Source organism: Anaeroglomus insulsum (assembly GCF_050689095.1).
GTDB classification, from domain to species: Bacteria; Planctomycetota; Phycisphaerae; order Sedimentisphaerales; family Anaerohalosphaeraceae; genus Anaeroglomus; species Anaeroglomus insulsum.
The window spans coordinates 231,671-254,128 of the sequence record NZ_JBOGCL010000001.1 but is presented as its reverse complement, the minus strand read 5'-3'; the positions used below and the strand labels follow the sequence as shown (position 1 = coordinate 254,128).

18 protein-coding genes are annotated in these 22,458 nt (G+C 51.6%); 7 read left to right on the top strand and 11 right to left on the bottom strand.

Annotated features, from left to right (window positions below; translation table 11 throughout):
* Window positions 1–468: 468 nt before the first annotated feature.
* Window positions 469–879 (bottom strand): secondary thiamine-phosphate synthase enzyme YjbQ, encoded by a 411-nt coding sequence (locus ACQ9LF_RS01080; RefSeq protein WP_462487508.1) that lies wholly within the window; start codon window positions 877–879, stop codon window positions 469–471.
* Window positions 880–1,111: 232 nt separating this feature from the next.
* Here ACQ9LF_RS01080 and ACQ9LF_RS01075 point away from each other — a divergent pair, with 232 nt between their 5' ends.
* Window positions 1,112–2,812, top strand: coding sequence for a Na/Pi cotransporter family protein (locus ACQ9LF_RS01075; protein ID WP_462487507.1), 1,701 nt, complete (start codon window positions 1,112–1,114; stop codon window positions 2,810–2,812).
* A 73-nt stretch (window positions 2,813–2,885) separates the two neighbouring features.
* On the opposite strand, the gene argS is transcribed toward ACQ9LF_RS01075, so the two are convergent.
* The 10 genes from argS to rplM form a co-directional block, all read right to left on the bottom strand.
* Window positions 2,886–4,679, bottom strand: a complete 1,794-nt coding sequence (gene argS, locus ACQ9LF_RS01070; protein WP_462487506.1) for an arginine--tRNA ligase — start codon at window positions 4,677–4,679, stop codon at window positions 2,886–2,888.
* A gap of 263 nt (window positions 4,680–4,942) precedes the next feature.
* Window positions 4,943–5,326: a ribosome silencing factor gene (rsfS, locus tag ACQ9LF_RS01065; protein WP_462487505.1), complete on the bottom strand. Its 384-nt coding sequence runs from the start codon at window positions 5,324–5,326 to the stop codon at window positions 4,943–4,945.
* A 96-nt stretch (window positions 5,327–5,422) separates the two neighbouring features.
* On the bottom strand, window positions 5,423–7,723 hold the full coding sequence (locus ACQ9LF_RS01060; RefSeq protein WP_462487716.1) for a sodium-translocating pyrophosphatase: 2,301 nt from the start codon (window positions 7,721–7,723) through the stop codon (window positions 5,423–5,425).
* Between the two features lie 334 nt (window positions 7,724–8,057).
* On the bottom strand, window positions 8,058–9,260 hold the full coding sequence (gene argJ, locus ACQ9LF_RS01055; RefSeq protein WP_462487504.1) for a bifunctional glutamate N-acetyltransferase/amino-acid acetyltransferase ArgJ: 1,203 nt from the start codon (window positions 9,258–9,260) through the stop codon (window positions 8,058–8,060).
* Window positions 9,261–9,527: 267 nt separating this feature from the next.
* Entirely contained in the window at window positions 9,528–10,382 is an 855-nt protein-coding gene (locus tag ACQ9LF_RS01050) for a carbon-nitrogen hydrolase family protein (RefSeq protein ID WP_462487503.1), read from the bottom strand.
* The gene (locus ACQ9LF_RS01045) at window positions 10,383–10,934 is read right to left on the bottom strand and encodes a nucleotidyl transferase AbiEii/AbiGii toxin family protein (protein ID WP_462487502.1); all 552 of its coding nucleotides are present in this window, start codon (window positions 10,932–10,934) and stop codon (window positions 10,383–10,385) included.
* On the bottom strand, window positions 10,931–11,134 hold the full coding sequence (locus ACQ9LF_RS01040) for a hypothetical protein (protein WP_462487501.1): 204 nt from the start codon (window positions 11,132–11,134) through the stop codon (window positions 10,931–10,933). The genes ACQ9LF_RS01045 and ACQ9LF_RS01040 overlap by 4 nt, the downstream gene beginning before the upstream one ends.
* 60 nt (window positions 11,135–11,194) lie before the next feature.
* Window positions 11,195–12,199 carry an N-acetyl-gamma-glutamyl-phosphate reductase gene (argC, locus tag ACQ9LF_RS01035; protein ID WP_462487500.1) on the bottom strand — a complete coding sequence of 335 codons (1,005 nt, stop codon included), beginning with the start codon at window positions 12,197–12,199 and terminating at the stop codon, window positions 11,195–11,197.
* A gap of 162 nt (window positions 12,200–12,361) precedes the next feature.
* The gene (gene rpsI / locus ACQ9LF_RS01030) at window positions 12,362–12,841 is read right to left on the bottom strand and encodes a 30S ribosomal protein S9 (RefSeq protein WP_462487499.1); all 480 of its coding nucleotides are present in this window, start codon (window positions 12,839–12,841) and stop codon (window positions 12,362–12,364) included.
* Window positions 12,842–12,868: 27 nt separating this feature from the next.
* A complete protein-coding gene (gene rplM, locus ACQ9LF_RS01025) occupies window positions 12,869–13,300 on the bottom strand; it encodes a 50S ribosomal protein L13 (protein ID WP_462487498.1) in 432 nt (143 codons plus the stop codon).
* A gap of 659 nt (window positions 13,301–13,959) precedes the next feature.
* Between rplM and ACQ9LF_RS01020 the strand changes: the two genes are divergently transcribed.
* The 6 genes from ACQ9LF_RS01020 to hflX all read left to right on the top strand — a co-directional run bounded on the left by ACQ9LF_RS01020 (window position 13,960) and on the right by hflX (window position 22,452).
* Entirely contained in the window at window positions 13,960–17,400 is a 3,441-nt protein-coding gene (locus ACQ9LF_RS01020; RefSeq protein WP_462487497.1) for a LamG-like jellyroll fold domain-containing protein, read from the top strand.
* 472 nt (window positions 17,401–17,872) lie between these two features.
* Window positions 17,873–19,060: a right-handed parallel beta-helix repeat-containing protein gene (locus ACQ9LF_RS01015; protein ID WP_462487496.1), complete on the top strand. Its 1,188-nt coding sequence runs from the start codon at window positions 17,873–17,875 to the stop codon at window positions 19,058–19,060.
* Window positions 19,061–19,080: 20 nt separating this feature from the next.
* Entirely contained in the window at window positions 19,081–19,719 is a 639-nt protein-coding gene (locus tag ACQ9LF_RS01010) for a hypothetical protein (protein ID WP_462487495.1), read from the top strand.
* 64 nt (window positions 19,720–19,783) lie between these two features.
* Window positions 19,784–20,455: a type VI secretion system tube protein TssD gene (gene tssD, locus ACQ9LF_RS01005; protein WP_462487494.1), complete on the top strand. Its 672-nt coding sequence runs from the start codon at window positions 19,784–19,786 to the stop codon at window positions 20,453–20,455.
* Between the two features lie 170 nt (window positions 20,456–20,625).
* The gene (locus tag ACQ9LF_RS01000; protein ID WP_462487493.1) at window positions 20,626–20,958 is read left to right on the top strand and encodes a hypothetical protein; all 333 of its coding nucleotides are present in this window, start codon (window positions 20,626–20,628) and stop codon (window positions 20,956–20,958) included.
* 183 nt (window positions 20,959–21,141) lie between these two features.
* On the top strand, window positions 21,142–22,452 hold the full coding sequence (gene hflX / locus ACQ9LF_RS00995) for a GTPase HflX (RefSeq protein ID WP_462487492.1): 1,311 nt from the start codon (window positions 21,142–21,144) through the stop codon (window positions 22,450–22,452).
* Window positions 22,453–22,458: the final 6 nt, after the last annotated feature.

Below are 22,458 nucleotides of genomic sequence, written 5' to 3'. Positions count from 1 at the left end.
CTAATGTATGATAAAATCGAGTTCTTGGCAAGGGGGATTTAGGTCAGGATGGACGTATCGAGCTATTTTTCTTGGCACCCAAAGAATCCGAGTGATTTGTGACTAAGTGCTTTGCATTTCAATACTTGCCTTTGCGATCGGGAGTCTTGATGGTGCTGTCCCAAAAGGGGATACGCCAAACATCAATGCAGTAGGCCCGTATAAATACGGATATAAATTTAAGAGAGTATTATGAAAAAAGCCTCAATTTTTCCTTAAATTTTGACGATACAGGATTGACAAGAGCATTCGAAGGGACTATATTTGATAATTGAATACTGCGGTTGCTTCGGCGTATAGAAGCAGTCGAAGTCATAAACCTCGGCGAGGCTACGTGGCTATCCGTTTTCCCCCCCAGACGGACCCACCACCTCGCCATTTTTTTTGTCATTTCAAATAGCGGACAATAAATGTCTTGTAAACAATTGTTTATTGCCCCATAATGTGGACGTGAACCGAACGCGTTCGCGGGCCGTCGAATTCACAGAAGAACAGACCCTGCCAGGTTCCGAGTACAAGCCTGCCCTTGCTTAGGATAACCTGCCTGCTGCAGCCTACCAGGCTGGATTTGACATGGGCGTCGCTGTTGCCTTCGCAGTGCTGATAACCCGGCAGGTTCTGCGGCAGGAGCTTGTTGAGGGTCAGCAGGATATCATGGCAGACATCGGGGTCGGCGTTTTCATTGATGGTAATCCCGGCCGTTGTATGTGGACAAAAAACGGTGACAATCCCATCCTGGATGCCGCTTTTGGACACGACCTGTTCAACCTGACGAGTGATGTTAAGCAATTGATTGCGGCTGGACGTGGATATAGATAATATTTGCTGTGTCATATTCATATATATACCTTTACATTTCTTGTTCTCAATCTGGCCGCTATTTTATCAATCGGACAGGCTGCACTGAAGTAAAAATTGACGTGCGGCGGAAAGGGGCTTAGGCCCGGCTATCGGCGTCATAACATTCTGTTGGACATTTACTTAGGATATTTATAGATAATCCTTGACGGTCCGGACAGATGTAGGTTATCCTTGTTCAATTCGTGACAATTTCAACAATTAAGGATATTATATGTCACAAGCAGTCTCTATTATCTGCCATGTCTTTGGTGGTCTTGGAATCTTTCTGCTGGGTATGAAGAACATGTCCGATGGGATGCAGGCGGTGGCGGGTGAAAAAATGCGCAAGCTCATCGGCCTGACCACGAATAATCCGCTGCTGGGGGTCGGTTCGGGTCTGGCAGTCACCAGCCTGATTCAATCCAGTTCAGTGACGACAGTCATGGTTGTCGGTATGGTCAATGCGGGTCTGATGACCCTCAAGCAGTCTATTGGGGTGATTTTGGGGGCCAATATCGGTACCACTGTCACAGCCTGGATTATGGCCTACAGCCTGGAACAATGGGGGCTACCGATAGTCGGTTTTTCCGCCTTATTTTATTTGTTTTCCAAATCCGATCGGATTCGATTCTTTGCAGTCTTTGTGCTGGGGCTTGGGATGGTCTTTTTCGGATTGGATTTAATGAAACAAGGGCTGACACCCATACGCACAATGCCGGAATTTATTGCCTGGTTCAGTAAGTTTCAGGCCGACAGTTACTGGGGAATTGTCAAGTGTATCCTGGTGGGGGCGGCGGTCACTGCCATCGTACAGTCCTCGTCGGCAACAGTGGGTATTACGATGGCCCTGGCGGGAACCGGAATTATCGGTTTTTCATCAGCAGCGGCCCTGGTTCTGGGAGAAAATATCGGTACGACGATAACCCCTGTTTTGGCGTCGCTGGGCACCATTGCCAATGCCAAACGATCGGCCTATGCTCATGTTTTGTTCAATATCCTGGGGGTGCTCTGGATTACACCGCTGTTTTTTATACTCACGCAGGGGGTTGTCTGGTTTATTATGCATGTTTTAGGGTGTCAACATCCCGAAGACGCGGTGTATACGGATATTGCGGTCACTTATCCTTATGCCGAGAAGGCAATCGCAACGGCGCATACCGGTTTTAAGATATTGAATGTGCTGGTATTTCTGCCCCTGGTGGGGATTTATACGCGTTTTTTGACCTGGCTGGTGCCGGACAAGGTTCAGGCGGAAGTCCCCAAGCTGACGCATCTGGATGTCCGCCTGTTTGATACCCCGATTATCGCCCTGGAACAATCCGAAAAAGCAGTCATACAGATGGGAAAGATGTGTCAGGCGGCTATGGCGGTTCTGGGCGAGGCACAGCAAAGTGATACGATTGATCGCAACCGCATCGAGACAATATTCCAGACGGAAAATGATCTGGATGTCATGCAGAAAGAGATCACGGAGTTTCTGGGAAGTGTCATCCGGGGAAATCTGTCGCACAACATGATTCACGAGAATCGGCGGCAGGTCCGCATGGCGGATGAATTTGAATCCATCAGCGATTATATCGCCAGCGTCATCAAGCTGCGGCTCAAGATGCACAATAACAAGCTGCATTTTTCGGGGGAAGCCATGCAGGAGATGCAAGCCCTTCACGCCAAGGTTTCAGAATTTCTGGGTGCCATTGTTTCCGCCGTCATAGACGGTGTTGCGAATCCCTCTGAATTTTTGAGTCTGTCGCATACCAGGAACAATACCATCACCAGCCTGGTTAAAGAAAGCCGCACCAAGCATCTGGCGCGTGTGGAAGCCGGTATGGCCCCGCCGCAAAAGAGCCTGATTTATACGGACCTGCTGACTTCTTATCGACGCATCAAGGACCACATTCTGAATATCGCAGAGGTTGTTGCGGGCGAAAAATAAAATTGAGCGGATCGAGATACTCAGAGTGCGTGCCGGCCCAGCCCCCCACACAGGGCTTTATTATGACACGGTTTTACATTTGTTCCGGGACGTCGATGCCCAGCAGCCGGCTCATGCCATGACGGATGGTGCGGGCGGTCAGGTCGCACAGCAGCAGCCGAGCTGTACGGCTTGGGCCTTCCGTCTGCAGAACCGGGCAGGCATTATAGAAGCGGCTGAAGGCAACGGCCAATTCATACAGGTAGTTGGTCAAATAGTTGGGCCGGCAGTCGGTGGCGGCGTTCTGGATGGACTGACCGTAGCGAATCAGGTGCTTGGCCAGGTCAATTTCGGCCGGGTCGGTCAGGGTGATGTGCGTGATGGCCGATAGCTCGGCCTGCACATCGAGATTCTGGTTTTGAGCCTTGCGTTCGATGGATTTGATGCGGGCGTAGGCGTACTGCATATACGGGGCGGTGTTCCCGTCCATGGCCAGCATTTTGTCAAAACTGAAGATATAATCGCTGTCGCGGTTGTTGGAATAATCGGAATATTTGACGGCGCCGATGCCGACAGCGGCAGCAATCTGAGCCTTCTTTTCTTCGGGCAGCTCGGGATTCTTTTGTTCGACGACGGCCCTGGCCCGCTGAATGGCTTCGTCCAGCAGCTCGGCCAGCTTGACCGTGCCCCCGGTGCGGGTCTTGAAGGGTTTGCCATCGGTACCCAGCATGGTGCCGAAGGTCACATGTTCGAGTTTGACGGAGTCGTCGGCCCAGCCGGCCATTTTTGCGACGGCAAAAAGCATCTTGAAATGCAGGGCCTGGCGGGCGTCGGTGACGTAGATTATCCGATTGGCGCAAAGGTCTTTCAAACGGAAACGGAGTGCGGCCAGGTCGGTGGTGGCATACAAAAAGGCACCGTCGGACTTCTGGATAATAAACGGCAGGGGGGCGCCTTCCTTATTGGTGAATCCGGGGGGGAACACGCAGATGGCGCCATCGGATTCAACGGCCAGGTTGCTGTCCTGAAGGTGCTTGACCACAGCGTCCAGTTTATCTGCATAAAAGCTTTCTCCCCGTTCGTCTTCGGCTTTCAGGGTAATATGCAGGGCCTCATAAATGGGCAGGTAGTGCTTGCGCGATTCGCTGACGATTTGTCGCCAGAGCGTCAGCGTCAGCGGATTTTGGCCGGTATGCAGTTCGACGACCCGCTGACGAGCTGCACTGCGAAAGGCCTCGTCTTCATCGTCAAGTTTTTTGGCTTGTTGATAAAACGCTTCAAGATCGGCGATATGGATATGGTGCAGGGCCTGTTCAATCGCTGCCGGATCGCTGCTGTGAGTGGCCGCGGCGGCTTTCTGATAGAGATACTGCACCAGCATGCCAAACTGGGTTCCCCAGTCGCCGATGTGGTTTTGGCGGATGACGTTGTGGCCGAGGGTTTCGAGCATCCGGCAAATACAGTCGCCGATGATGGTGCTGCGGAGATGGCCGACATGCATCTGTTTGGCGATGTTGGGGCCGGAGTAATCGACCACGACGGTTTGCGGATGCGGTGTCTTTTCGATGCCCAGATTCGCGTCGCGATGAATCTCCACAAGGGCGGCAGCCAGAAATTCAGGCCTGAGCCGCAGGTTGATGAATCCGGGGCCGGCGATTTCGGGGGCCAGGCAGAGGTCATCCAGCTTTAATTCGGCGACGAGCTTGTCTGCGAACTGGCGGGGATTGGTCTTGAGCTGCTTGGCCGCGGCCATAACGCCGTTGACCTGGTAATCGCCGAATTTGGGGTCGGTAGCCGTCCGGACGACGGCAGGGCAGTGGGGCAGACCGCTGATCTTGGTCAGGGTGTCGCTGATGCGCTGTTCGAGTATGTCAAGTACAGGTTTCATATCATCCTGTTGAATGGGGTATATATACTGATCCTACTTGAAGTTTTCTGTTTCGCCGCGGCGAAAGAGCTTTGGGCCGCCAGCTTCCATCCATCGATCACCGCGGCTGCGTCGGGTAACGTTACCCCGTGAGTACACGCGGCTTAAAACGGCCTTTGGCCGTCGCGGAATAATCAGCCCCGTTGGGTGTTGGATTTCGACCTCTCCACCGTAAACGGGGGTAAGCCGTTTAATCAACCTGCTTCTGGGCCGTCCTTAATGTCTTACGCGGGTGTCTTTTTCTTGATCCGCTGCCAGCGGACTTTTTTGGCGTCACCCCAGAGCATTTCCAGGTCGTAATAAGCCCGCATTTCCGGGTCAAACACATGCACAACGACGTTGATATAGTCGATCAGAATCCAGCGTCCTTGTTCATACCCGGCACAGGCATATTTTTTCAGATCATATGCTTTTGCCATATCGCTGATTTCATCGGCGACGGATCTGCCCTGCCGGTCGCTGGTGCTGGTGGCGATAACGAAATAATCGGTGGCCGGGGATACCCCCTTGAGGTCCAGGACGACCACGTCGGTACAGTGCCGATCATGGGCCAGCCGGGCCGCTTCAATCGCAAACTTCCGTTCCGGAGTTGTTTTTGTCTTTGCCAATCGTGCATTCTCCAATTCAATACCGCAATAAAAAAGGGACGCCCCGAACCGGGACGTCCCTGTACTATAACCGATACGGATTAGATCGTCAATGGATTAGAAATTCAGACCCATGCCGAGCTTTTCGGCGATGACGGGGCCGAATTTGACGATCACGCCGGAGAAGACGACGCTGACCATCGTCATCAGCTTAATCAGAATGTTCAAGCTGGGACCGGAGGTGTCTTTGAACGGATCACCCACGGTGTCGCCGACGACAGCGGCCTTGTGCGGCTCGGACTTCTTGCCGCCAAAGTTGCCTTTTTCGATGAACTTCTTGGCGTTATCCCAGGCACCACCGGCATTGTTAAGCGTCAAAGCCAGCACAAAACCTGCGGTCAAGCCTCCGGTCAGCAGACCCATCACGCCGGCAACACCCAGCAGAAGACCTGTCACCACAGGGATGATAATGGCCAGCAAGCTGGGCAGAATCATTTCACGCTGGGCACCCGCCGTGGAGATTGCGACGCAGCTGGCATAATCCGGCGTGTCTTTGCCTTCCATAATCCCGGGTTTCTCACGGAACTGGCGACGGACTTCTTCGACCATCGAACCGGCGGCACGACCGACGGCCTTCATGGTCATCGCACAGAAGATGAACGCCATCATCGCGCCAATGAACAGGCCGCAGATGAGTTTGGGGTTCATGATGTTCAGGTTGTAGGCGTTCACGAAATCCAGAATCGAGGCGTTGGTGTTGCTCAGCAGGATTGCACCATCGGTTTTGATGGCATCAAAGGCCGCCTGAGCTTCCGCCGAGGGCGTTACGCCTTTGAAGAAGCTGACTTTACCAACAGTATAGATGCCGGAGCCTTGTTCGGCCAGACGGCCCACCCAGATACGAATTTCTTCGATATACGCAGCCAGCAGAGCCATGGCTGTCAGAGCTGCTGAACCAATGGCAAAGCCTTTACCGGTGGCCGCAGTGGTGTTGCCCAGAGCATCGAGGGCGTCGGTACGTTTGCGGACTTCCGGAGGCAGATGCGACATTTCGGCGTTGCCGCCGGCGTTATCGGCGATCGGACCGTATGCGTCAGTGGCCAGGGTGATACCCAGCGTGGACAGCATTCCGACTGCGGCAAAACCGATGCCGTACAGACCCATCGCGAAATCCTTAAAGCCGCCGGCAAACATAAAGGCCAGGATGATACCGATCACAATGGTGACCACCGAAAGGCCGGTGGAGTACATCCCTGTTGCGAAACCGTCGATGATGGTGGTTGCCGGGCCCATTTTGGCCTGATTGGCGATGCCCTTGGTCGGGGCATATTCGTCAGAGGTGTAGTATTCGGTGATCTGACCGATGATGACACCGGCCAGCAGACCGGAGACGACTGAACCAAAGATACCCCAGCTGATCCAGTCGGTGGTTGCCAGAATTGCCAGAACGATCAGGATGCCGATCGAGCTGCCCAGGGTACCCATCAGCAGGGCTTTGAGCAGGTTTTTCTGGGTCGCGTCTTCCTTGCAGCGAACCAGGAAAATGCCTGCAATGGACAGGACGATACCGATGGCCGCGACCAGAAGGGGGGCCAGCACGGCTTTAATCGGGTGCATTCCGCTGGCATTGACTGCGCTCAGCGGCAGGGCAGCACCGAGGGCGGCGGTGGCCAGAATGGAACCGCAATAGCTTTCGTACAGGTCGGCGCCCATACCGGCGACGTCACCGACGTTGTCACCGACGTTGTCGGCGATGGTGGCGGGGTTACGCGGATCGTCTTCCGGGATACCGGCTTCGACTTTACCAACCAGGTCAGCACCAACGTCAGCAGCCTTGGTGTAGATACCGCCGCCAACGCGGGCAAACAGGGCCTGGGTTGAAGCACCCATACCGAAGGTAATCATGGTGGTGGTGATTTCAACCAGCTTGTGGCTGGCTTCCATATTTTTGGGAACCAGCGTCAGGCCCAGAAAGGTCAACCCTTCAGCCATATGGGTGGCGCTGTAAACCCATTTATCGAGGAACAAATACCACAAGGAAATATCCAGCAAACCAAAACCGACAACCACCAGACCCATCACGGAGCCGGACTGGAAGGCAACTTGAAGACCTCGGTTCAGGCTTTCGCTGGCACCCTGAGCGGTACGGTTGGAGGCATTCGTGGCTGTGTTCATTCCCAGGAAACCGCACAGGCAGCTGAAAATACCACCGGTCAGGAATGCCACCGGCACAAACGGATTCTGGATGCCTTTGTACGCCAATATGGCGAAGATGATGACCAGGACGGCGAAAACCATCGCCACGACCTTGTACTGCTGTCCAAGGTAAGCGAAGGCGCCTTTACGAACTGCCGCGGCAATTGTGATCATCGTTTCATTGCCCGGCGAAGCCGTCATCATTTTCTTGTAGAAATACATCGCAAAGCCCAATGCGATCACAGATGCGGCCAGGGCTGCCAGAGGTGCTCCCCATTCTGTACCGAAAGACGTTTCGGCGGCAGCTTCAGAGGCCATTACCGGACTCGACAGAGCCAGTAAGGGTAGAAACAACCCCAATGATTTTGTTAATCTTTTCACGACTTTTTCCTTTCAAACAAAAATATTGTTTTAATAGTAACAAAAAATTTCGACCAATCTTACTGATTTGCCCCCCGATTGCAAGCATTTTCCGGGCAAGAAACCCAGGCCGATTTTCTGTTTTTCTGAAAAAGATATTATAGGTCTAAAATAAGGTCCAATAAAACAGTCTCAATTACGTGTGGTAATCCGCGTTAATCGTTACGTATTCACGACTTAAGTCGCATCCATAGCAGAAATCGGAGGATTTGCCGACTCCAAGATTGACGACAATGGTATGCTCTTTCTGCTTGATAATCCGACTTACTTTCCCTGCGTCAAAATTCACAGGTTGGCCGTTACGAAAGACGGTCACGCCGCCGATAGAGCAGGTCAGCTTCTTCTCATTGAGCATGACGCCAGAAGAACCTACGGCACAAATAATTCGGCCCCAGTTGGGATCACCGCCGTGAATGGCGCACTTAACCAGATCATAATTGGCTACGGCTCGTGCAGCGATAAGGGCTTGTTCTTTTGTTTTTGCGCCATTTATCACAACCGTGAACATCCGTGTGGCACCTTCTGCGTCCAGTGCCATTTGTTTTGCCAGGTCTGTACACAATTCTATCAGGGCCTGAGCAAATTTTTTGAAAGCGCTGTCGCTTTTGGTGATGGTTTTATTGCCGGCCTGTCCACTGGCAAGCAGGATAGCGGTGTCGTTGGTGCTTTGGTGGCCATCGACGGTCAGACGGTTCAGGGATTGGCCGATTGCCAGCGATAAAGCCTTTTGTAACATGGCTTTAGAGATTGCGGCATCGGTGGTAAAAATGCCGATGGTAGTGGCCATGTTGGGGCCGACCATGCCGGCGCCTTTGACCGTTCCAGCCAGGGTGATAGTCTTGCCGCCGATGGTGATGGTTTTGCAGGCCTGTTTGCAGCGGACGTCGGTGGTCATGATGCCTTTGGCAAAGGCCAGACCGGCAGCCGCTGAATCGCTCAGCTTGGCGGAGGCTTTTTCAATGCCTGCAGTGATTTTATCGATGGGGAGCTGGTGGCCAATGATGCCGGTGGAGGCCAGCAGGACCTGTTGCGGTTTGAGGGCCAGCATCTGGGCGGTTTTGCCACACATGGCACGGGCTGCGGCCAGACCGCGGGTGCCGGTGCAGGTGTTGGCGTTGCCGCTGTTGACGATGACAGCATAGGTTTTGGCGGTTTTGACGTGTTCTTTGCAGACGGTGACGGCGGCTGAGACGACTTTGTTGGTGGTGAACATCGCCGCCGAAACGGCTCCGGTGGGGCAATATATCAGGGCCAGGTCGTTCTTGCCCGATTTTTTGATCCCGCAGTAAAGCCCCGCGGCCAGAAAGCCTTTGGGGGCTGTAATTGTTTTATTGGTCATTTCCGTTACTCCTGTTTTCTATCAAGGTATAAATTCCCTCTATTGTGATGCAAACACAGCGACTTCGCAAGTAAAACTTGCGATAAATATGGCAGCTATAAGCTTCATTTAAAACGGTGTGGTTCAAGTTGAAATGTGTCATTCGCCCAATAAACTCAGAAGATTGCACAGGTTGCTCCATTCCATTAGCTTTTGGCGGTGTGTTCTTGGTTTGAATGGCGGCAATTTCTTCGGGCGATGACTCTTTCCTGACCAGCAGAAAGGGTATTACAACTCCTGATGATTAGTTGACCTCGGGTCGTCCAGCGGGCCAGGGCCATTGGTGAGCCTGCCGCGGATGGCCATTTCACGGAACGGGGCGGATGGGTCGTAGAAGGTTTCGCTGGTATCGACCTGATTGAGGATAAAGCCTTCCTTGTGGTCTTCCATCTGGTCGATGATCCGGCCGTCGGGCTGGATGAAACAGGATGGATACGGGCTGAACCACGCCGAGGAGTTGGTCATGCTGATCCAAAAATGGTTGCAGGCCGCGTGAGTCTGCATGGTCTGCCGCATGATGTGGCTGTGGACGCTCTGGCCGGTCTGGCGGGCATTGTAAAACGATTGAAAAATGCACTGTACACCTTGTTTGTAGAGATCCCGATAGATTTCTGGAAACCGCAGGTCAAAGCAAATCAGCAGGGCACACCGCACACCGTTCAGGGTAAACAACACCCTTCGGTCGCCCGGCGTGTAATACTGCAAATCGCCCTCGGTGCCGAAGCGTTTGTCATAGCGGTCGGCGATCCGGCCTTCCGGCGTAATCAGATACAGACAGTTGTGCGGCTTATTCGGCGGTGTCAGCGGGTGTGAGCTCCCCAGAACCACCCAGATGCCCAGCTTGGCTGCCAGAGCCATGATGTCCAGGGTCTTATCTTTGAGCAAGGCCCAGTCGTAATCGTCGAAGGTGTAAAAATCCGTCCCCGCATACCCGCTCAGGGCACATTCGGAAAAATGCACGATGTCGGCGTTGTTTTCCGCCGCCTCGGTCATCTGCCGGCGTATCCATTCGGCATTGGCCCGTATATCCCCGGCGACGGGGAATTGACAGGATGCAATGGTTATAATGCCGTGAGTAGTCATTTATTTAATCAGAAGCTTCCACTTCGATAGAATGGTTTCATATTCAGGGATTTGGGAGAATTCTTTCAGCCATTTCTCAATATATTTCATATCGAGGGTGGTTTTGTTTTTAGCTAAAATGCTTTTCACATCTTCTTCATCAATTGCCCGACCGGCGATCATTTTATGAATGATTACATCTTCACACGATGCAAACTTCACCGGATAGTTTTCGATAAGAACGGATCTTGTGTTTCGGATTGCCTGGGCCTCATATTCTGAAAATGAAAAAATGAAATCAATTCGTATTTTTGAGACAGGATCTTCTATGGGGAAGACCATAGTTTGTTGTGCGAAATCTTCTGGATTCTCGGTCAGTGATACTAATTTGAGTTTCTGACAGAGGGACGCAATTTTGGAGAATTGGTCGGTGTGAAGGCCAAGTGTAATATCAATATCTCGAGTTAGTCGTGGTCTGCCATATATCAAAACAGCTTGACCTCCTATAATCATATAAGGGATATTGTCCCGGTCTAACTGTTGGGATATTTTTTGAATCAGTTGTTCAATCATTGCCCTGCCCTGTTGACAGCGCTGGCAATTTTTATATCGACCTCAATGCCCTCCAGCATGTTATCGGGACCAATCGCGCCAACGGATACAGCTTCTTTATGAAGCATATCAAAAATTGCAGCCGCCTCCCTGTACGTCAGGTCTTCCCGGGCGTTCAGTCTGTAATAAAAATCATCCAGCAGATGTTTATTTTGTATCATGGTCCGCTTTAACTCCCTGTAATAATTTAAATTATATCACAAAAGAAGCTGTTGTACAAGTTACTTCAATCCCAGCGTTTCATCGAGTCCGAAGAGGATGTTCATATTCTGGATCGCCTGGCCGGAAGCACCTTTGATGAGGTTGTCGATGACCGAAAAGACCACGACCTTGCCCTTGGCGAAGGTGGGGAAGATGTGGACATAATTGGTCTTGGCAACGTTTTTAACCGCCGGCGGGGTCGACAGAATCTGTACGAATTGTTCGCCCTTGTAGAAATCCTGATAGATTGTCTTAAGTGTATCCGGCGAAATCGGGGCAATCGGGTCGCAATAGGCGCTGGTAAAGATGCCGCGGTCAAATGGTCCGACATGCGGCTGAAACAGCAACTCGACGGGCTTGCCTGCCACATCCGAGGCGACCTGTTCCATCTCCGGCATGTGTCGATGGACGCCGACACTGTAAGCATACATATTTTCATTCATATAGGGGAAATGGAAGCCCGGTGTGGGTTTCTTGCCGCCGCCGGAAACGCCGGAAACAGAACTGAGGACAATCCCGGTCGGCTTAATCAGGCTATTTTTCAGCAGGGGGGCCAGTGCCAGACTTGCTCCGGTGGGGTAGCATCCGGGGTTAGCAACCAGCCGGGCGCCCTTGATCTGGTCACGGAACAATTCCGGCAGACCATAGACCGCGTGGGCGAGGTTTTCCTTGTCTGTGTGCGGCTCATAATATTTCTCATACGTGGCCAGGTCGCGGATGCGGTAATCGGCGCTGAAATCCACCACCTTGACACCAGCGGCCAGCATCTTGGGTACCATGCTCATCGAGACCTTGTGCGGCAGGCAGCACAGGGCAACGTCAGCCAGCTTGCCCAGCTTATCCAAATCCAGCGGTTCAATCGTCAGGTCGCAACGGCCGGCCAACTGGGGATAAATATCTGCCGCCCGACCAAATTCCTGCTGAGCAGTCAGGTAGGTCAGTTTTGCTTCAGGGTGCCGCAGGAGTATTTCTATGGATTCCACGCCGGTATAACCGCCGGCACCAATAATTGCCACGCGAATCATAAATATCCTTTCCTATAGAGTATGCCAGATGAAATTAAAAATCCGGAGGGCCAAAAAAGCAAACCATTTTTCAAAAACCGGTCCCGGTCCACACCTGCCGGGACAATAAAAAAGGCCGCCCGAAACGGACGGCCTTGTAACATACAACGATAGAAAACGCGTTTAACGTTTCGAGAACTGGAAGCGTCTGCGGGCGCCGGCTCTGCCGTATTTCTTTCTTTCGACTGCACGGCTGTCACGCGTCAGGAAGCCGCCATCGCGAAGCTCTTTGAGGAATGCCGGATTATAGTTCTTCAACGCTCTGGCAATGCCCTGCATGACCGCACCGGCCTGGCCGGTGACGCCGCCGCCATCGACATTGACATAAACATCAAAATCCGTCAGACCGTTGATGGATTTCAGCGGAGCTTTGACCGAATTGCGGTCTTTTTCCAGCTTAAAGTATTCTTCCAGCTGGCGGTTGTTGATACTCATCTCCCCTTTGCCGGGTTTGATGCGAACGCGGGCAACGCTGGTTTTACGTCGGCCAACGCCCCACCAGAATCCGCTCTTGGGGGCGGCAGGGACTGCCGGGGATGATGCGGTTTTGCCGACCAGAATATTCGGGTCAATCAACGGGCTGATGTTTTGATTTTCCGTCATAACCTCTTTATATCCTTCAATAAAAGATTATATTTCCAATTTCTGCGGTTGCTGAGCAGCATGCGGATGCTCGCTGCCTTTATATACTTTCAATTTCTTGAGCATCTGATGGGTCAGACCATTGTTCCTGGGCATCATGCGTTTGACAGCCAGCTGAATGATCCGTTCCGGATGCTCTTGGAGCCAGTCCTGGAATTTAATCGTCTTCTGGCCGTTCGGGTAACGCGAATAGGTCTGATACACCTTGGTCTGCGCCTTGTTGCCGGTAACGCGGACCTTTTCTGCGTTGATGACGATCACAAAGTCGCCGGTATCTACAGACGGAGTGTAGATGGGTTTGGTTTTGCCCATCAGGATCATCGCGATCCGGGCAGCCATCCGGCCCAATACCTTGTCACTGGCATCCACCAGATGCCACTTGCGTTCCACCGTCTCTTTTGTCGGCATATAACATTTCATAGAGATAGTACTCCCAAAGATTCCTTTAGAAAGCGGCTTATTATAACGGACAAACCGGCTCTGTCAACCGTTTTTGGGGAAAAAAGATGGTGATAACAAAAAAAGTAGCTAAGTTCCTCCTCGCTGAATGGACACAAACCGAAACGTCGTGATATACTGAAAAGAATCGTATAGTAACATATAAAATTTATCCTTTTAAGCATAAAATACATCACAGCTCCTGATATGGAGGAAAAATGAATAACAAGCCAGGACAACGAAATACAAATAATCAATTATTCCTCAATGCTGTGGAAGCGTCCAGCATGAGTGTCAATCCCTTACTACTTCAGATAGTTTGCCTTTCATTCACTGTACTTTCCCCAATCCGTGTAAGCGTCAGTAAAAATCACATATTTGCGTAATTTAGTAAAAATTCCGTCCAAAAAGTCGATTCTAAATGAGTATAGATTCAGAGAGGAATATGGATAGCATGTGGCAACGCAGGTGAATGAGGGTGGAGGGGTGCTAAAACAGTTTTAAGTCTATTAATAATATGGGCTTGCAGTAAAATGGAGTGAGGCGGCCAGTATCCATAGAGAATTGGAATAGTAATGTCTTCAAAAGGAAAACAGATGCACGAAAAAATATATACCCCATCGATATATAAAAGATATTCTATGGTTATGGCTTTAGTTGCTTTTCTTTTTATAATGGCCGATCTGAGAGCGGATACGCTGACGATAACCGATGGCGTTGCGACTTACACCAGTCTGTCCAATACGACAGTCAACATGACCGGTGTCTCGGAATTGCACCTGACCAGTGCCACGGCTCCATTGACCGGCTGTACGATAAATCTGGACTCAGTGGATTCATTTTTGTTTCTGGAAAATGTCAAGCCTTCGACGGCAAACTCGACTTACCTGAGCCAAATTAGGGTTAACGGTGCCAATGCAGTCTTGGGGACGAATGTCCGGGTGGTGGAATATGCCGCCGGGGCGGTCATCATCCCCCAGTCCTCAACGTTTCAACCCCTGCAGGTCTTTACCGAAGAGAATTTTCAGGGCAATTCTGCTTATTTAAATCAATACGCAGCCTATAATACCAGTTCTTTGGGTCCCCTGGCATCCTCGATCAGTTCTTTTATTTTAAAGCGGGGTTATACCGCCACATTTGCCCAGAATGAAGACGGCACCGGCTACAGCAAAAATTATGTGGCGCAGGACTGTGATCTGGAAATCGGGGTTCTGCCGGGCAAGCTCAATGATAAGATTAACTTTGTCCGCGTTTTCCCCTGGCGCTGGGTCAGCAAAAAGGGTATTGGCGGTAATATCGGCTCCAACCTGAATATCAAGTGGTGGTATAACTGGAATCTCGATCAGAATTCCACCCTGGACAAGGAATATGTCCCCATACGTCAGAACCGCTGGTGGCCGGGCCTGAATCAGAATTGGCAGACCCGCGGTGCCAGTCATCTGCTGGGCTATAATGAGCCGGACAATACCAAAGAGGCCAATATTGCCGTCAGCGACGCCATCTGGTCATGGCCGGACCTGCTGGGGACCGGGTTGCGTGTGGGGTCGCCGGCCACGACAGACGGCGGGCGGAGCAGTTGGCTGTATCCGTTTATTCAACAGGCCGATGCCGCTGATTTGCGGGTTGATTTTGTGGCTGTGCATTACTACTGGTGCTACAATCCTTCCAATCCCAGCGGTGCTGCAACGCAGATGTACAATTTCCTTAAAGAAGTCCATGACAACACAGGTCGCCCCATTTGGGTGACGGAGTGGAATAATGGGGCCAACTGGACCGGATGCGGTGATCCGACTTATGCCCAGCAGGCCGCTGCTGTCAATGCGATGATTACCATGCTGGATAATACCCCCTGGGTGGAGCGATATGCGATTTATAACTGGGTTGAAGATGTCCGTCGGGTGGAATGGGATGATGGCTGGCCAACGGATGCCGGCATCGTCTATCGTGACAAGGTCTCTCCGATCGGCTACCAGCAGGAAGTACCAGGTTCCGGACGAAGTACCAATACGATTTATCACTTTGACGCGAATTTCCGGGACAGTTCAGGCAATGGCAACAATCCGCTGAGGTATGGGGCTCCCAAACTGACCGCAGGCCGAAACGGGACAGTCCTTGTTCTGGATGGGACTGATGATTACCTGGTGCTGCCAACCCATATCGGGGAATGTACGGATTTCACATTTGCTGCCTGGGTCTATTGGAACGGCGGCAACGCCTGGCAGCGTATCTTTGATTTTGGAAACAATACCACACAATATATGTTTCTGACGCCTTCCTCGGTCAGTAATACGCTGCGTTTTGGGATTACGACCTCAGGCAACGGCTCCGGCGAGCAGCAGGTCAATACCACGGGTTTACCTGTGGGGCAGTGGACGCATGTAGCAGTAACCCTCAACGGCAATGTTGGAACGATTTATGTCAATGGTGTGCCGCGGGCAACCAATACCTCGATGACGCTTAATCCCTCGGATTTTCAGCCATCGAACAATTACATCGGCAAGAGTCAGTGGCCCGATCCGCTGTTTAATGGCATGATCGATGATGTAATGATTGCGGATTATGCTCTGGATGCTGCCCAGATCGCCGAGCTGATGACGACAACTCAGCCGAGGCAATTTATCACGGCACCGCTGAATATCGTTGCCAGTGCTGCCGGGGCGGAGCAGTCGGGCAATCCTGCGGTCAATTCCTATGACCGCAACCGAGCAACTCGGTGGGCCAACGATGGTACGGTGGCTAATGCCTGGATTCGATATGATCTGGGTACTGTTGCCCAAATCAATCAAATCAAAATACGGTTTAATAATGGTGCAACTCGCACCCACCCCATTCGAATCGATATTGACGGCACGGAGGTCTTCCGCGGTAATACCACGACGACCACCGGCTACTGGCAAACCTCATTTGTTCCCGTGCGTGGTCGTTATGTTACGATTACCATGACCGGAAACAACAGTGCCGGCAGCGGCTGGTTCAGTATTCTCGAATCGCAGATATGGAGTCCTCGCAATGAGCCGCCGTCGTTTTATACTGGCTCGTTTAATAAAACCGATGCCCTTGAAGGCACGCCGTATTACGGTACGCTTGCTGCGGATGCCAGCGACCCGGAAGGCGGAGTGCTGACATTCAGCAAGGACGCGGGGCCCGCCTGGCTGAAGGTGTCGCCGGATGGGACGCTGTCGGGCATTCCACAGGATTCGAACGTCGGTGCCAATGGTTTTGTGGTGCGCGCCGTCGATACGCAGGGATTTTACGATACTGCTGAGATGACCATTCAGGTAGCCAATCTCTATTCAGGTGTGCGAGGACTGGAAGATTTATACGGTCTTGCTGCCCGATGGCTGATGCTGGATTGTGTGGATATTCCCGCCTGCCAGGGGGCCGATTTGAATGGTGACCGGAATGTCGATATGTCGGATGTCTCGGTGCTGGCCAATCACTGGCTGTGTGACCAGGCCCTTGAACTGCATCTGAAATTGGATGACGCCGGCGGTGCAATTGCCACGGACAGCTCGCTGTATCAGCGTTCGGGTCTGCTGGTCAACGGTCCAGTCTGGACTTCCGGAGCGACCGGCGGAGCCTTGAGCCTGGATGGGACGGATGACTATGTCGTGATTGCCGATTATCAAGGTGTAGCGGGTTCTGGTTCGCGGACCTGCATGGCCTGGGTGAAAACCTCGGCAACGGGACTGGATCAGATCATTACCTCCTGGGGGACTGCCCAAACCGGTCGCAAGTGGATGTTTCGAATCCAGCCAACCGGGGAACCGGCGGCGGGGGTCTGGGGCGGCTTTGCCAAAGGCAATGTGTCTGTTGCGGATAATCAATGGCATCATATTGCCGTGGTTCTAAATAGTGATGAAACGCCGTCGGTGGATGAAATTCAATTCTATGTGGATGGACAATTACAGGTTACCGTGGCAAACAATACCCAGTCTGTCAATACATCCGACAGCGAACAGGTTTATCTTGGGGTTCTGGATACGGGGACGCTTCAAAACTATTTCAGGGGTTTGCTGGATGATGTCCGGATTTATAGCCGGGCATTGACAGCCCAAGAAATTGCGGCACTGGTTGAATAATCCTATTGTCTGGCGAAAGCCGGGCTGACCTGGGGTGTTCTCTTATACAAGACATATCTTGGCAGATATTGGCACATTTTATAATTTGTAATCTTTTGCTCTCCGGATTATTCCTGATTGCGTTAACATAGGCAAAAAAGGTATAATCCTACGGTAGTGTAACGAGGGTGACGAAAAAATTCTTCGGAGGACTGAGAATACGATTACCAACAATGCAAACCTGTCTTGAGAAGGGGGGCATCTTTTGTTCTTTCATATACTCCCCTTTGTTGTTTGGCATGTATAACCAAGGAGTATGATTATTCCAGGACGGCCACAGGCCGTTCTATGCCGCGCGTACTCACGGGGTAACTTTGCCCTGCGCCGCCGCGGTGATAATGCTGTTTCTGGAAGCTGGCGGCTAAAAGCTTTTTAGCCGCGTCGAACCGGGAAATTTCAAGTAAGATCAGTATAAATGATAACAGGAGACGATATGAAAAAAGCAATTTTGGTCTGGATGGTGTGTATCACTGCTTCTGTGATGTATGCCGGGTCGCTGAATCCGCCGGCAGCGCCAGGGGCGACGATGAAGACATTGACGGAAGTAGAGCCGCGGATTGCCGTCAATGCCGACAATACGCCGGGAGATCCGAACAATACCTACATTATCTCCCAGCCGGGTTCGTATTATCTGACGGGTAATTTTGTCAGTAACTTTAAACACGGCATCCTGGTCAAGGCCGACAATGTGACCCTCGATCTGATGGGATATCAGATTAAATCGAGCTGGTACAAATCACAACCCTCGCAGAATACCACATTTCATGGCATTAAGATTCAGGATCGATGCAGAAATATTACCATACGCAACGGCACGATTTTCAGTGATCGCCTGGTCAACAAGGGCTTTTATCATGGAATCGCCGCAGATGCCGGGACGGTTATCGATTCTGTTCGGATTATGAATGTCGATATTTTCGGCAGCCGATATGACGGCATTAATCTTTATGATGCGACGGAAGTCCTGGTGGAGATATGTACGATAAAAAATTGTGTCGGTCATGGCATGATGATTGGTCAAAAAAGTGTTGTGAAAAATTGTGTTGTATCGGGCAACGGTAATTCTGCAGATACCAATGTGTTTGGTATTTATATTCGCAGCGGTTCCATGGTCACTGGGAATACCATCTGTGGAAATGGTGTTTCGGCGACCTGTAACCGCACCTCTGCCATTGTTGCGGGAGAGGGCTGCACTATTGCCGGCAATACAATCACTGATAATGGTTATCTGGCTGCTGCAGAGGTCTATGTTATCAGTGCCTATTCCGGCTGTAAGGTTGCTGATAACATTGTCAGGGACAACGGGGCGTCTGCAGAAGATGTGGTTATTGCTATTGATGCCGGAAGTGGCTGTACTGTTTCCGGAAACACTGTTTCAGACAATGGCTCTGATTGCGGATATCTTGTTTATGGCATTAATGCCGGAAGCGGGTGTACTGTAACGGGCAACACCATTACCGACAACGGGTCTTCTGCAGCAAATACAGTATGGGGTATGGCGATTGGTTCCTATAGTCTGATTAATCAGAATACCAGTTATAGAAACGGTTTAGGCGCCCATTCGGCACTAAGTCTCTATGCTGCACCAGGCTGCGTTGTGGGACAAAATGTGGCACCTTAAAACATGAGGAGATTTCAATTATGAATAATCAATATGGACTTGTTTTGGCGACGATCCTGCTGCTGTCGGGTATTCCAACCTTCGCTGAAAATATTGACCCTTACAACAACGGGGCCCAGTATGGCTGGAGTGAAAATACCGGGTGGTTAAATTTGGAGCCGTCGGTCGGCAGCGGAGTTCAGGTCTCCGATGACAAGCTGCTGGGCTGGATCTGGGGCGAGAATATTGGCTGGATCAACCTGTCGTGCGAAAACACCGACTACTGCGGTACGGTGGAGTTTGGGGTGGTCAATGATGGCAAGGGAAACCTGTCGGGTCTGGCCTGGGGCGAGAATGTCGGCTGGATCCATTTTGACCCTGTCGTACCCGGCGAAACCCGGATGAATGAATACTGCGTGCGAATCGGCGACGATGGCACATTTTCCGGCTGGGCCTGGGGTGAGAATATCGGGTGGATTCACTTTGATGGGACGGCAGCCTGGGGTGCTCAGGCCTGCGTGGTGACGCTGGAAGACCTCGAACGTTTTGCCGACTACTGGCTGCAGAGCGGTTTGGTGCCGGCGGAACTGGACGGGCAACCGGGGGTCAAGATGGGAGATTTCAGTGTATTTGCCCGCTACTGGCTGACTTTCTGCCCGGACGGCTGGCGGTTGAAGTAGTCTGGGTACAGATGTCTGATCATGCGATGGATTAAATAGATACCCATTACGAAAGGGAATTACAATGGATAGAACAAACACAACATGGTTCATGTTTTTGGGATTGGCGATGGTTGGGGTCATTATTTTCAGTACGGCCTATGTTACCGGCGGCGATCTGAATCCCAACAATACCCCATCTCCGACCATGCGGACGCTGGATGAACTCTACAAGAATATTCAGCCAGGTCTGCCTTCAGATTGGCTGCCGTATCCCAAAGAGCAACAAGTTACCGGAGCTGGCGCAATTCACATGGCTGTCAGAGGACAGGTTCAGGGCGATATCCAGGGCAGTTGTACGGCCGGTCCAAAAGAGCGGAACAATACCAGTGTTGTCGTTGGGCTTGGCCATGAAATTCTCGTTCCGACGGACGCTGCTTCCGGTCTGCCCTCTGGGCGTCGTCAGCATAAGCCGTTGATTGTGACCAAGTATATCGATAAATCGACACCTCTGCTTTATACCGCTCTGGTGAATAATGAAAATCTGACCCGGGTGGAATTACGATTTTATCGCACCAACGACAAGGGCCTTGATGAGTTATACTACATCATCCGTCTGACCAATGCCCGAATCAATGACAGCAAAATCGCCGGGCCGAATATTGAGCAGATCAGTTTTGTCTATCAGCGAATCGAATGGGTATGGATCAATGGAGAAATTACTGCCACGGACGACTGGGAAACCAGTCCTGTATAAAGGGCGGAAAATAACAGACCAGTCTTTGCTTGATTTTTTTATTGTATTTTCCAGACAATACGATATAGTAAAAAAAAGACATAACAAGTATTGTGTATGGAAAATGCGGACAATCAGGACGGTGTTGCCCTGATACAGCCGCTTGATCGTTTTATCAGGAGGTTATTGAGATGGTTACACGAATGTTATTGGTTGGTTTGGTTGCAGTGTTGGCGGTTGGTTGTTCTAAAAAAGAACCCACAAAGCCAGCCGCTCCGGCCGCCCCGTCCCAGACGCAGGTTGATCAGACTGCTGCGGAAGCTCAGAAGGCGGTGGATCAGGCCAAGCCGGAAGTTGAGAAAACGGCTGCCGATGCACAGAAGACGGCCGAACAGACCACTGCAGAGGCAAAGGCTGCTGCTGAGAAAGCTGCTGAAGATGCAAAGAAAGCTGCAGATCAGGCCGCTGCAGATGCCAAAAAGGCTGCCGAAGATGCCGCCAAAGGCATTCAGCTGCCCAAGTAACATTTCGCAACTTACACTTTTTACCGACAGGATTGAAACGAAATCCTGTCGGTTTTTTTGTGCGATAAAGAGGTTATTTTTTATCATTTATTAGAGAGATGTAAAACTATTGAGCTATACACCGCTTTCTGGTATAACCGTGCGGGAATATCTTATTGGAGGTACAATCTCAGTTTGGAAAAAATGCGTGAGCAGTTGCAGGTTCTCAAAGAACGTGCGGTTCTGGTTGGTGCGTACACCCGGGACCGTCAGGTTGATATCAATAAAACCGATCCGCTTGCTGAGTTGACCAGTCTGGTTGAGACCGCCGGAGCGGTCGTGGCCGGACGCGTCCAGCAGCGACTCAATCGGATTCATCCCGGTACGTATATCGGTTCGGGCAAGGCCGAAGAGCTGGCCGAGAAGGTCCGGCAGCACAACGCCGATGTGGTGATTTTCGACAACGACTTGTCCCCCGGCCAGATTCGTGAACTGGAGAAAATCATCAAGGTCAAGGTTCTTGACCGCAGCGAACTGATACTCGACATCTTCGCCACGCGGGCCCAGACCAAGCAGGCCCGGCTGCAGGTGGAACTGGCTCAGCTTGAATATACCTACCCCCGTCTGACCCGGATGTGGTCGCACCTGGATACAGTGACCGGCGGGGCGAGTACCTCGGCGGGAGCGGTCGGCGGGATTGGAACCCGCGGTACCGGCGAAAAGCAGCTTGAAATCGACCGCCGGTTGGTGAGCAAACGCATTACCGAGCTCAAACGCGAGCTGGAGATTATCGATCGGCGAAAACTGCGGGAAATCGAGGGACGCAAGGATTTTTTCACCATTTGCTTGGTTGGCTATACCAACGCGGGCAAAAGTACGCTGATGAATGCCCTGACGGATGCCGGAGTGTATGTTGAAGATAAGCTCTTTGCCACGCTGGATACCCGTACCCGCAAATGGCGGCTTGACTCGGGTGTGGAGGTGCTGCTCAGCGATACGGTCGGATTTGTCAGTCATCTGCCGCATCATCTGGTCGCTTCGTTCAAGGCGACCCTGGAAGAGGCTCTGGGGGCGGACCTTCTGCTGCATGTGGTGGATGCATCCAGCCCGCAGGTCTTTGAGCAGATTCACAGTGTTCAGCAGGTCCTTCAGGAAATCGGCTGCGGGGGAAAACCGGTTCTGACGCTGCTGAATAAGTCCGATTCCATCTGCGACATCAAGCTCTTTGAAACTCTGCAGACAGTCCATCAGGATGCGGTGGCCATCTCTGCCCGTACGGGGATGAATCTGGATAAATTGTCCGCTGTTGTTGCTGAAAAAGTGCGCGGCGGGAGAGTGCGTCTGCGGCTGCGTCTGCATCCCGGCCAGGGCAGGCAGATCGCTTTTCTGAAGGCCAATGCCACGGAACTGACCGAACAATACGAAGGTGAGGATGTGCTGATTGAAGCGACGCTGGGCAAAAATCAGATGCTGTCGCTGCAGAAGATGGGGGTCGTGGAGTATGAACTTATTTGATTGACA

What these genes read in the sequence shown, in the direction of transcription:
- ACQ9LF_RS01015 (WP_462487496.1), top strand. Translation starts at nt 17,873, where the DNA reads ATGAAAAAAGCAATTTTGGTCTGGATGGTGTGTATCACTGCTTCTGTG.
- ACQ9LF_RS01050 (WP_462487503.1), bottom strand. Translation starts at nt 10,382, where the DNA reads ATGACTACTCACGGCATTATAACCATTGCATCCTGTCAATTCCCCGTC.
- rpsI (WP_462487499.1), bottom strand. Translation starts at nt 12,841, where the DNA reads ATGACGGAAAATCAAAACATCAGCCCGTTGATTGACCCGAATATTCTG.
- tssD (WP_462487494.1), top strand. Translation starts at nt 19,784, where the DNA reads ATGGATAGAACAAACACAACATGGTTCATGTTTTTGGGATTGGCGATG.
- rplM (WP_462487498.1), bottom strand. Translation starts at nt 13,300, where the DNA reads ATGAAATGTTATATGCCGACAAAAGAGACGGTGGAACGCAAGTGGCAT.
- ACQ9LF_RS01000 (WP_462487493.1), top strand. Translation starts at nt 20,626, where the DNA reads ATGGTTACACGAATGTTATTGGTTGGTTTGGTTGCAGTGTTGGCGGTT.
- argC (WP_462487500.1), bottom strand. Translation starts at nt 12,199, where the DNA reads ATGATTCGCGTGGCAATTATTGGTGCCGGCGGTTATACCGGCGTGGAA.
- ACQ9LF_RS01080 (WP_462487508.1), bottom strand. Translation starts at nt 879, where the DNA reads ATGAATATGACACAGCAAATATTATCTATATCCACGTCCAGCCGCAAT.
- argS (WP_462487506.1), bottom strand. Translation starts at nt 4,679, where the DNA reads ATGAAACCTGTACTTGACATACTCGAACAGCGCATCAGCGACACCCTG.
- ACQ9LF_RS01040 (WP_462487501.1), bottom strand. Translation starts at nt 11,134, where the DNA reads ATGATACAAAATAAACATCTGCTGGATGATTTTTATTACAGACTGAAC.
- hflX (WP_462487492.1), top strand. Translation starts at nt 21,142, where the DNA reads ATGCGTGAGCAGTTGCAGGTTCTCAAAGAACGTGCGGTTCTGGTTGGT.
- ACQ9LF_RS01010 (WP_462487495.1), top strand. Translation starts at nt 19,081, where the DNA reads ATGAATAATCAATATGGACTTGTTTTGGCGACGATCCTGCTGCTGTCG.
- ACQ9LF_RS01045 (WP_462487502.1), bottom strand. Translation starts at nt 10,934, where the DNA reads ATGATTGAACAACTGATTCAAAAAATATCCCAACAGTTAGACCGGGAC.
- argJ (WP_462487504.1), bottom strand. Translation starts at nt 9,260, where the DNA reads ATGACCAATAAAACAATTACAGCCCCCAAAGGCTTTCTGGCCGCGGGG.
- ACQ9LF_RS01075 (WP_462487507.1), top strand. Translation starts at nt 1,112, where the DNA reads ATGTCACAAGCAGTCTCTATTATCTGCCATGTCTTTGGTGGTCTTGGA.
- ACQ9LF_RS01020 (WP_462487497.1), top strand. Translation starts at nt 13,960, where the DNA reads ATGGTTATGGCTTTAGTTGCTTTTCTTTTTATAATGGCCGATCTGAGA.
- ACQ9LF_RS01060 (WP_462487716.1), bottom strand. Translation starts at nt 7,723, where the DNA reads ATGTATTTCTACAAGAAAATGATGACGGCTTCGCCGGGCAATGAAACG.